Raw genomic sequence first — 11,514 nt, 5'->3', positions numbered from 1 at the left:
TCGCCTCCGTTTGCTATATATCTTTTTAACAATTTGGTAAGACCACTATTTTAATAAAGGGAGGACTTTATTCGTAAACGTAGAAACCACGACCCGTTTTACGTCCTAACCATCCTGCATTCACATACTTGCGTAATAATGGACATGGGCGATATTTACTATCTCCTAATCCTTCATGCAACACTTCCATAATGTATAAACACGTATCTAAACCGATAAAATCAGCGAGTGTCAAAGGCCCCATCGGATGATTCATACCGAGCTTCATTACTTCATCAATCGCTTCTTTCGTTGCTACACCTTCATATAACGTATAGATTGCTTCGTTAATCATCGGTAATAAAATACGGTTCGATACAAACCCTGGGAAATCATTTACTTCAACTGGTACTTTCCCGATTTTTTTCGTAATATCCTCAATCGTTTCATAAACTGCATCATCTGTAGCTAAACCACGAATAATTTCAACGAGTTTCATAACTGGAACTGGATTCATAAAGTGCATGCCGATTACTTTCTCAGGACGTTTCGTTACCGCTGCAATTTCCGTAATTGGTAACGATGACGTATTCGTTGCTAAAATTGCGTGTTCTGGAGCGATTTCATCTAGATTCGCAAAAATTTTCTTTTTAATATCCATTTTCTCAACAGCAGCTTCGATAACAAGATCCGCTTCTTTTACACTATTTAAATCGAGTGTCCATGTAAGACGATTTAAAGTCGCTTCTTTCTCTTCTTCCTTCATACGACCTTTTTCTACTTGACGAGCTAAATTTTTTGTAATAACAGCTAGCCCTCTATCTAATTGCTCTTGCTTTAAATCTTGCACTTTCACATCATAGCCTGCCATTGCACACACTTGTGCGATACCTGAACCCATTTGTCCTGCACCAATTACAACTATTTTTTGTACACCCATTCTTTCTTCCCCCTTAATATAAGTTGTTAATAAACCAAAATCCTCTACACGTAAATTAACGAACTTCAATCATAATTGCGTCACCTTGACCGCCACCGCTACAAATAGAAGCAATTCCAATTCCGCCGCCACGCTGCTTCAGTGCATGGATAAGTGTAACGATAATACGTGCTCCGCTCGCTCCAATTGGATGCCCCATTGCTACAGCACCGCCATTTACATTCAATTTTTCCGGATCAATCCCTGCAATTTCAGTACTTGCAATTGCTACCGCCGCAAATGCCTCATTGATTTCAAATAGATCGATTTCTTCAATTGTCTTACCTGTCTTTTTCAACAATTCATTAATTGCATAACCTGGCGTTCTTGGGAAATCCTTCGATTCTACCGCAATTGCTGTATGCGCCAAGATTGTCGCTAATGGCTTTCTTCCCTCTTGCTTCGCTCTATCCTCGCTCATTAATACAAGCGCCGCACCGCCATCATTTAGTCCAGGAGCATTACCAGCTGTCACCGCTGACGTCTTATCAAATACAGGCTTTAATTTCGCTAATTTTTCAATCGTTGTATCCGCGCGTGGCGCCTCATCCTTAGCCACGACGATAGGATCGCCTTTTCTTTGCTGAATTGTTACTGGTACAATCTCCTCTTCAAAACGACCTTCCTTATGTGCTGAAACCGCACGTTGATGGCTACGATATGCCCATTCATCTTGTGCTTCGCGAGAGATCCCGTCTTCTTTTGCAACTTCTCCGCCATAAACACCCATGTGTATACCTGAAAATGCGCATGTTAAACCGTCTGCAACGTTTAAATCGATAACTTCGTTGTTGCCCATTCTGTATCCCCATCTTGCTCCTCGTAAAATGTAAGGACTGTTACTCATCGATTCCATTCCACCAGCTACAATCAGTGATTGGTCACCAGTACGAATAATTTGATCCGCTAAAGTAACTGCGCGAAGCCCTGATGCACAAACCTTATTTACTGTTTCTGTCTGCACTTCCCAAGGAATCCCAGCCGCTCTTGCTGCTTGGCGTGATGGAATTTGTCCTTGTCCTCCTTGGATAACCGTTCCAAATATAACTTCTTCAACATCACTTGCGGAAACATTCGCCCTTTCAAGCGCTGCCTTAATTGCGATTCCTCCAAGTTCTGTTGCTTTCACGTCTTTTAAAGTCCCTCCAAATTTTCCAACCGGTGTTCTTGCAGCACTTAAAATAACTGTTTTACTCATGTTTCTTTCCCCCATTTCTTTTTTTAACGCCGAGCGCTCGCTCGGTATTCCTACGTTGAGAAGAGGTGCAATAATTGCACCTCTTTCTAAAGTTGTATGCATTCCCACAAACTAGATTGCTTCTTTCTTCTGTCCGATAACTGAGCGTTCTAAAATCTCTGTTACGTCCAGCGTTTGAACTGTTTCTTCAACTTCTTTCGCTTTCGTACCGTCACTAATCATCGTTAAGCAATATGGGCATCCTGTACCGATAATTGACGGTTGTACAGCCAGTGCTTGTTCTGTACGAGCAACGTTAATACGAGAACCAGCCGTTTCTTCCATCCACATTAAGCCGCCACCTGCACCACAGCACATTCCCGTTTCACGGTTACGCGCCATTTCTACAAGGTTTACACCTGGAATTGCTTTTAGAATATCGCGCGGTGCCTCATATACTTCGTTGTATCTTCCTAAGTAACAGGAATCATGGTACGTAACTGTTTCTTCAATAGAATGGACAGGTTTTAAACGTCCTTCCTTCACCCACTGGGCTAGTAATTCTGTATGATGATAGACTTCTGCTTGTAAGCCAAAGTCCGGGTACTCATTTTTAAAAGTGTTATAAGCATGAGGGTCAATCGTAACAATTTTCTTCACTCCTGCTTTTTCAAATTCCTCAATGTTTTTCGTTGCCATCTCTTGGAATACGAATTCGTTTCCGAGGCGGCGCGGTGTATCACCAGAGTTCTTTTCCTTATTACCAAGAATTGCGAATGAAATGCCTGCTTCGTTCATTAGCTTCGCAAATGATATCGCAATCTTCTGACTGCGGTTGTCATACGAACCCATTGATCCAACCCAGAATAAGTATTCAAACTCTTCGCCAGCTTTTGATTTCTCTTTTACAGTTGGAACTGTTACTTCATCATCACCTTGACGCCATGTTTCACGCTCTTTACGGTTCAGTCCCCACGGATTACCTTGACGCTCGATATTTGTCATTGCACGCTGCGCCTCTGCATCCATTTTCCCTTCTGTTAAAACGAGATAGCGGCGTAAATCAATAATTTTATCAACATGTTCATTCATAACTGGACACTGATCTTCACAGTTACGGCACGTTGTACATGCCCAAATCTCTTCTTCTGTAATAACATCTCCGATTAAGCTCGGATCGTAAGCGAGCGCTGTAGCTGCTGATTCTTGTTGTCCTTTTCCAGCTGCCATCATCGCTAACTGATTTCCTTGTGTATTATTAAAAGCAACAACTGGAACCCACGGTGCTTTTGATGTTACCGCTGCCCCTTTATCCGTTAAATGGTCGCGAAGTTTTAAAATTAAATCCATCGGTGATAACATTTTGCCTGTTCCTGTTGCCGGACACATATTTGTACAACGGCCACATTCTACGCAAGCATATAAATCAACGAGCTGATTTTGTCTAAAGTCTTCAATTTTACCAACACCGAACGTTTCTTGTGTTTCATCTTCAAAATCGATTTTTTCAAGTTTTCCCGGATTTGAAAGACGACCAAAAAACACGTTAACTGGTCCAGCAATTAAATGCGCGTGTTTTGATTGTGGAACATAAACTAAAAACGTTAGCAAGATTAATAGATGCACCCACCAAGAGAAATAGAACACTGAAATGGCTACGGTTTCATTTATCCCTGAGAAAACGTAAGCGATTGCAGAAGCAATTGGTTCACTCCATGAAAGCTCCTCACCGTGCCATATAATTCCCATACCATTACCAAGTAGCACAGAAATCATTAAGCCACCAATAAAGATAAGAACAAGACCTGATTTGAAATTACGTTTTAAACGAACAAGCTTTTCAACATAGCGTCTATGAAAAGCCCAAAAGACTGCGATTAAAATAACAAGTGTGACAATTTCCTGGAAGAATGTAAATGCAGGGTATAGTGGTCCAAGTGGAAGATGTGATCCTGGTGCGAGCCCTTTCCAAACGAAGTCAATTGCTCCAAATTGGACAAGAATAAATCCGTAAAAAAACATAACGTGAATAATGCCACTCTTTTTATCTTTCAGCAGCTTTTTCTGACCGAAAACATTGACCTTAAGAAGATCCCAACGCTCTTTAAAACGACGGTCAAATTCAATCTTTTTTCCTAATTGTATGTAGGCCATCCTCGTTCGTATAAGATATACAAACAAATATCCCGCATAAGCAATAACAGCAATGGCAGCCAGCCAATTAATGATTAGTAAGCTATTCATTTTTATGCTACCCCTCTCTTTGTAAGCCCTCTTTCTTTTTTAGAATCTTCGAAAATATATAATTTTCTGAATTGTATCCCCTATTCCCATTATATAATGAGTGAGCATTCAGTCAACAGTTTTTTGTTATACAACAACACATTTTTTAATAAAGCTGTTTATTTGGGTGAAACTATAAAGTGAAACTTTAACCAGGGGGCTGTTCATCCCCCTCTGATTATTAGCCCACACCAATCGGGATAAAGTGACATTTTGATTTGTAAAAAACTGATGGTGAAAAGACCGTGAAGGAGGGAATCTACTTATGTTCTTCTTATCTCTCTTGTTAATAGGTAGCGCTCTCTGGATTACAATCGACCTTTCATATGGGAGAATTATTCATTTAAAGCGTGTACGTTCTCGTTCTTTCCCTTTACGTCAAAGTGATTTTCACCTTTATACATACGGAAAAGATTTGTATGACGCCCTATTTACTGATATAAAACAAGCTAAACACCATGTGCACGTTTTATTTTTCATTGTAAAAAATGATGAGATAAGTCGTACGTTTTTAAAGCTACTTATCGATAAAGCACAAGAAGGAATTGAAGTAAGACTTTTGCTCGACCGGTTTGGAAGTCATTATTTATCAAAAGAAGCGATTCATTCGCTACAAAAGCATGGTGTCTCTTTTTCATTTTGTCACAAAGTGAAATTTCCTTTTCCTTTCTTTTCTGCAAATCAAAGAAACCATAGAAAGATTACAGTTATTGACGGGAAAATTGGCTATATTGGTGGATTTAATATTGGCGAGGAATATTTGGGGCATAATCAAAAGTTAGGATTATGGCGAGATTATCATTTACGTCTTACAGGAGAAGGGATACAAGATTTACAAAAACAATTTTTACATGATTGGTTCGACGATACAGGTCAAAATTTATTAGATTCATCTCTTTATTTTCCTAAACAACAACCAGGGATCATTCTACATCGTTTTGTCCCTACTGATGGTGCCTATTTACAAAATACATTTTTACAATTAATCGAAAGCGCAAAAAAAGAAATCTTTATCGGTACACCATATTTCATTCCTGGAAAAAAAATTATGAACGCATTATTAAACGCACGAAAACGTGGAGTTCAAATAACTATTCTCGTTCCACAAAAGGCTGATCACGCCCTCGTTCGAGAAGCAAAATTCCCATATTGCCGAAAGTTAATACAAGCTGGTTGTAATATTTACGCTTTTCAACAAGGATTTTTTCACGCAAAAATCATTATAGTGGACGATCATATTTGTGATATTGGGACTGCTAATTTTGATATGAGAAGCTTATATATTAACCATGAAATCAACTGTCTTTTATACGATAAACATTTCATACAAGAAGTGAAAAATAAATTCCATGAAGATCTAAAAAATGCGTCATTACTTTCCTTTGATGATGTCAGCCCACTTTCCCTTATTGATAGGGGCAAAGAATGGATAGGAACGATACTTGCGTTCTTCTTATAGGAAAGGCGATAAATAAAAGAGGTGTATCCTTTATGATTATGCGGTTTGGATATGTCTCACATGCAATGGCATTGTGGGACTGTTCTCCTGCTAAAACGATGACATTTACAAGCTTTAAAAAACTCAATAAACAAGAGCGAGAAGATAAATTGTACCATGTTACAAGGCAGAACCTAGAACACACAATACGCATCCTTCATTACAATATTGCACACGAAATTCCATTATATCGTTTATCATCTTCTATCGTTCCACTTGCAACACATCCTGAAGTTGAATTTGATTACATTCAACTATTTGCTCCACTATGGCGTAAAATAGGAGCATTAATTCAAGAACACAATTTACGCGTAAGTTTTCACCCAAGCCAATTCACACTATTTACAAGCGACAAACCACATATTACAACTAATGCAATTACAGATATGACCTATCATTATAACGTGTTAAATGCTATGGGAATTGCAGATTCTTCCTACATTAATATCCATGTAGGTGGCGCGTATGGAAATAAGGAGAAGGCAATCGAACGTTTTCATGAAAACATACAGAAACTTCCTGACCATATAAAAAGACAAATGACTCTTGAAAATGATGATAAAACATATACAACTTCTGAAACTTTGGCTATTTGCCAAAAAGAAAAAATCCCTTTCGTGTTCGATTATCATCATCACATAGCGAACCTTTGTAATGAATCACTAGAAGAATTACTTCCTATGATATTTAAAACTTGGTCACATACAAATGTCCCTCCTAAAGTTCATATTTCTTCTCCTAAATCAGAAAAAGAATTTAGGTCCCACGCAGATTATATTGATTTAGACTTTATTAAACCTTTTTTACACATTACAAAAAAAATTGATCATAATTTCGATATTATGATTGAAAGTAAACAAAAGGATTTAGCACTTCTTCAGTTAATAGATGAAATCTCTTCTATAAGAGGGATAAAAAGAAAAAACGGCGCAGTGTTACAATGGTAATTTGTAATACTGCGCCATTTTTTTCATAAGAAAGTAATTCCTATAGTAAAAAACATTCCAATTTATATGCTATTATTTAAATTAGCATTTTCCCCCTGAGATTCAACTTTATTGAAATGGAGTCATAATATGATTAATCAACAGAAATATGTACAATTTGTCATAATATATATAATTATATTTTCTCTTTGGATATTCCTTATCCCTAGGAATTTAAATATAAAAGAAATTGGAATTCTCTTCTTATTTTGTTTTGCGGCAATCTTTTCTTGCTATTGCTTATATAAAGCAATTAAGAAGATGAAAAGTAGTGACAAACTATTTTGGGTTTTACTACTATGTACTTGCATATGTGGATTAATTATGGAAATAACTTTATTTCTTCAGTCACTTTCTATTTATGATCAAGTCATATTCTCATATAAAGCACTACCTTTTTTCATCATACAATATATTTTGCTTTTTTCTGGCTTTGCTATAAAGTTTATAAAGCATTACTCCATTAGAGGTCTTGCTCAATTTTCATTCGATAGCATCTTCATTGTTATTATGAATATTTATTTTATCCTAACCTTTATTTTAGATATTTCTAGCTTTCGTATGTTGACGACGGACACGTGGCTTTTGATTGGGTATTTTATCGCACAATCATTAGTAATTTACGCCGTTATTAGCCTATATAGGAGAGAACAATATTCTTCTAGTAGAATCTCATTAATTATCGGCTTTACTATCATACTTGTGTACGGATATATACATCTGTTCCAATTAAACAAAGGAATGGAAACTTCTTCTGAAGTCTCTTATTTAATACATACTGCTTCGATTTTACTAATCGGTTTATCGTCCATACTGTACATTTTGGATAAACCAATGCAACATGAAACGAAAATGAAGTATTATCGATTCGATTATGTACGCTTTATATTACCTTATTTTAGTATAATCATTACTTTTTCCTTTATTGTCATTCAGCCTTGGGACAATAAGTTCATGCTAATCGGTCTAGTATTATCACTAATCTTATTATTCCTACGACAACTTTACATGTGGAAAGATAATCAAGTATTAATCGATACGTACGAACAGTTGACTACACAACTAGAAGGAAAAGTCGAAGAAGGTGCATCTGCCCTATCAAAAAGTGAACAGCGTTATAAGTCTTTATTCGAAGATCATCCTGATGCTGTTTTTTCTTTAAATATGAACGGGATTTTTCAACAATCTAATAAGGCTTGTGAAAGTTTATTTACAGCCTATTACTGTGAAGTAACAAGTTATTCTCTTCTACACTTCATTGATCCACAAGATCATGAATTATTGAAGAAATCTTTACAAAGTACAAAAGAAGGTAGACCACAAACTCTAGAAATTCGAACAAAAGAAAAAGAAGGCTATTATTATTATCTTCACATTACATTCATCCCTATTTTTATAAATAAAGAAGTTGTTGGGATGTTTGGTATAGCACGTGATATTACAACTTTATATGAAAAACAAAAACAAGTAGAGCATTTGGCTTTCCATGATGCACTTACAGGACTACCGAATCGACGAAAATTCGAAAAAGATTTAAAAACGATTTTAAATACAGCGCAAAACAACACTAATGACGTTGCCGTCATGTTCCTCGACTTAGATCGATTTAAAAAAATTAACGATCGACTCGGTCATGATGTCGGAGATCTATTATTAATTGAAGTAGCAAAAAGATTACGTGGATGTTTGCGTTCAAAAGATATCGTTGCCCGCCAAGGCGGAGATGAATTTACGATCCTATTACCAGATATGTACTCTGAAAAAAGTGCTGCTTTTATAGCCGAACAAATTTTAACCATCTTAAATAAGCCTTACTTCATTAAAGATGAAGAACTTTCTGTTACACCGAGTATCGGAATTGCAATGTTTCCGGAATACGGAACCGATGTAACCGAATTAATGAAAAATGCAGATATGGCTATGTACCGAGCAAAAGCTAATGGAAAAAATAGATTCATTTTCTTCTCAAAAGAAATGAGTGTTGCGCAAAATGAACTACACTTCCTAGAAGGTGAACTTTCAAAGGCTCTGCAACAAAATGAATTTTTCCTTGAGTATCAACCGCAAGTAAATACAAAAACAAAACAAATTATCGGTTTTGAGGCATTAATTCGCTGGAAACATTCAAAACTCGGAATTGTATCACCTGCCCAATTTATTCCTCTAGCAGAGGAAACAGGATTTATTATTGAACTGGGTAATTGGATTTTACGTACCGCCTGCTTAGAAGCAAAAAAGTGGCATAACCAAGGATTCTCTCACTTAAAGGTTGGTGTAAATTTATCTGTTGTTCAATTTAATCACGTAGATTTAATATCAACTATTTCAAAAGTCTTGGAAGAAACAGAACTAAAGCCAGAAGCGCTAGATATTGAGATTACAGAAAGCATCGCGATTAATCAAAATCACTCTGTAATTGCTAAACTAGAAGAACTTCAAAATCTCGGTATCCAAATTTCAATCGATGACTTTGGAACTGGTTATAGTTCTTTAGCTTATTTAACGAAATATCCAATCAATACATTAAAAATTGCTCGAGAGTTTATTTGTGGAATTACAAATAGCCCTTTAGAAGAAGCGATTATCGCCTCCATCATTAAGCTATCGAAAGAATTAAATTTAGAGGTTATTGCGGAAGGTGTAGAAACAGAAGAACAATGGAAGTTTTTACACGAACAAAACTGTGACCACATTCAAGGATTCCTCTTTAGCAAGCCTGTTTCTAGTAAAGATGTTTGGATGTTACTCCACGAAAAAACAACCGTCTAAGTAAGACGGTTGTTTTTTAGTACTCAAAAGGTACATCTGAAGCTACTTGTATCTCTTGATCATTATAAGAAATTACTTGATTTTTCTCTAAAACTGTATCTCCTAATGAAATACCCCATGCCATCGCTAACGTTAATAGACTACCAATAAGTAGTTTTTTCATATTCCATCACCCGCATTTTTTCTTTAAATATATCATGAAAATTTATCCACATCTTATGCAATTATGCATATTTGTTTTTTGTTTTTTTATTTCTTCATTTTTTTTATAATTGACTCTTTTAACGTATGGTTTCCTAATATATCGAAAAAGAAGCACGCTTTTTCGTAAGCATCTTCAATTTCTGCTCTATCACACTCGAGCTTTTCTAGGCATTCACCTTTTCGATAGTATAACTGTCCAATCAATGTCATACTATTAATTCGACACGATAGTTCAATGGCTTTATTTGCGTGACAAAGCGCTTCTTCGTATTGATTGTCTAAGTATAATGCTTTTGCATGATTATGTCTCACCTTCACATCAAACTCTTTATTATCATGTAATGCCTCTAATTGTTTTAATATATTTTCAAATAACTCAATACTCTTCTTAAAATAGCCATTTTCAGCGTAAATGTTTGCAATTGCGTTTTCAATATAAAGGTTCTGATATACATCTATTCCTGCCAATTGTTGATTGAGCAATTTCTTTAATTCTAAAATACAATATTCGTAATCGATTTTTTTCAATATGTAAGCAGCTACATAATATTGCCATTGAAGAAATTGCTGAAGCTCGGAATGATATTCTTCCTTTTTCAACTCATTCCATACCTTAGTATAAATTTCTTTATATTTCTTTTGCTTACAAAGCATAATAATTCGATCTTTTAATTGCTTATTCCTCTCAATATCAGAATAAATGAGTACCTCATAAAAATGAATAATGGGAACTTGTAACTTCGCTGCAATACCTTGCAATATATCCATACTTGGGTATACCGCGCCCGATTCAATTCGACTCACTTCCGATTGATGACATATGTTCTCGGATAACTGCTTTTGTGTTAATCCTCTCATCACCCTAATTTTCTTAATTTCACTTCCTAGTTTTTCTGCGTGCATACTTACTCACCATCCCATTATAACAATCTAATTTTTTGAGTTGTCATACCACTACAATAATGTGAATTCGACAATTTTTGATATGAAATAATGCATAATATATATAAGATTCGGCAAATTTTTCATACAATCCATCTCACATAATATAATAGACTAGTAATTTTATAGATTAATTATAGAAAATTTGCCCGTGCTTTCGTTACATTCGGTCTTCTTTATCCTTTATCAGCAGAAGCTATTCACACCCAAGAACTAGATAGAAATGAAGTAAACGTTGAAATTGCTCAGCCTAGTTTAACGATTTAAAAATTAACACAACCTCAAAATGATACAAAAATATATGGCGAAAAAGTATTTAAAGGGTGAGATAAATGAGGCTAAAGCTCAACAAGGGTGAGTGACAACTGAAATGAATGTAGATTCCCAACCTACAAATAAAGATACAAAAGAAAATAAAACCGAAGTTCGCCTTGCACAAACTTACAAAAATTATAAAGTATATGGCCAAGATCTTATTGTAAAAGTAGATAAAAATGGAGTAATTACAACTGTTAGTGGTAAAGTTGTCCAAAATTTAGACCAACAACCTAATCTTACTATAACAAATTTTTTGTCGAAAAATGAAGTAAAATCTAAATTACGCGATATACTTCAAATTCTGAGCTATGCGACTGCGACGAAACTCTCTATTGAAATACTTGTTTATAAGAAAAAAGAAGCTTACCACTCATAGGTA

General features: G+C 35.7%; 9 protein-coding genes. 4 read left to right on the top strand and 5 right to left on the bottom strand.

All coding sequences use genetic code 11. From position 1 onward, the window contains the following. Positions 1-67: 67 nt before the first annotated feature. The 3 genes from ACP6L7_RS29195 to ACP6L7_RS29185 are packed head-to-tail and all read right to left on the bottom strand — an operon-like array spanning position 68 to position 4,379. Positions 68-919, bottom strand: a complete 852-nt coding sequence (locus ACP6L7_RS29195; protein ID WP_002094337.1) for a 3-hydroxybutyryl-CoA dehydrogenase — start codon at positions 917-919, stop codon at positions 68-70. A 55-nt stretch (positions 920-974) separates the two neighbouring features. Continuing rightward, positions 975-2,258, bottom strand: coding sequence for an acetyl-CoA C-acetyltransferase (locus ACP6L7_RS29190; RefSeq protein ID WP_128856191.1), 1,284 nt, complete (start codon positions 2,256-2,258; stop codon positions 975-977). A 9-nt stretch (positions 2,259-2,267) separates the two neighbouring features. Further along, complete coding sequence (locus ACP6L7_RS29185) at positions 2,268-4,379, bottom strand: (Fe-S)-binding protein (RefSeq protein ID WP_097831455.1); 2,112 nt, start codon at positions 4,377-4,379, stop codon at positions 2,268-2,270. A 304-nt stretch (positions 4,380-4,683) separates the two neighbouring features. On the opposite strand from ACP6L7_RS29185, the gene cls reads away from it, so the two are divergent. The 3 genes from cls (at position 4,684) to ACP6L7_RS29170 (ending at position 9,671) form a co-directional block, all read left to right on the top strand. Then, entirely contained in the window at positions 4,684-5,877 is a 1,194-nt protein-coding gene (gene cls, locus ACP6L7_RS29180) for a cardiolipin synthase (RefSeq protein WP_097831454.1), read from the top strand. Between the two features lie 32 nt (positions 5,878-5,909). After that, the gene (gene uvsE, locus ACP6L7_RS29175; RefSeq protein ID WP_097831453.1) at positions 5,910-6,863 is read left to right on the top strand and encodes a UV DNA damage repair endonuclease UvsE; all 954 of its coding nucleotides are present in this window, start codon (positions 5,910-5,912) and stop codon (positions 6,861-6,863) included. A 129-nt stretch (positions 6,864-6,992) separates the two neighbouring features. After that, on the top strand, positions 6,993-9,671 hold the full coding sequence (locus ACP6L7_RS29170) for a DUF4084 domain-containing protein (protein ID WP_097831452.1): 2,679 nt from the start codon (positions 6,993-6,995) through the stop codon (positions 9,669-9,671). Positions 9,672-9,687: 16 nt separating this feature from the next. On the opposite strand, the gene ACP6L7_RS29165 is transcribed toward ACP6L7_RS29170, so the two are convergent. Together ACP6L7_RS29165 and plcR are read right to left on the bottom strand one after the other, a co-directional pair. After that, positions 9,688-9,834, bottom strand: coding sequence for a quorum-sensing peptide PapR (locus ACP6L7_RS29165; protein ID WP_000734736.1), 147 nt, complete (start codon positions 9,832-9,834; stop codon positions 9,688-9,690). An 86-nt stretch (positions 9,835-9,920) separates the two neighbouring features. Continuing rightward, the gene (plcR, locus tag ACP6L7_RS29160) at positions 9,921-10,778 is read right to left on the bottom strand and encodes a transcriptional regulator PlcR (protein WP_430529542.1); all 858 of its coding nucleotides are present in this window, start codon (positions 10,776-10,778) and stop codon (positions 9,921-9,923) included. A 409-nt stretch (positions 10,779-11,187) separates the two neighbouring features. Here plcR and ACP6L7_RS29155 point away from each other — a divergent pair, with 409 nt between their 5' ends. Continuing rightward, on the top strand, positions 11,188-11,511 hold the full coding sequence (locus ACP6L7_RS29155; RefSeq protein WP_071744047.1) for a bacillolysin: 324 nt from the start codon (positions 11,188-11,190) through the stop codon (positions 11,509-11,511). Positions 11,512-11,514 lie beyond the last annotated feature (3 nt).

The sequence above is a fragment of the Bacillus silvicola genome (genome assembly GCF_050524305.1).
GTDB lineage: Bacteria > Bacillota > Bacilli > Bacillales > Bacillaceae_G > Bacillus_A > Bacillus_A cereus_AT.
This window is presented reverse-complemented; position numbering and strand designations above follow the sequence as displayed.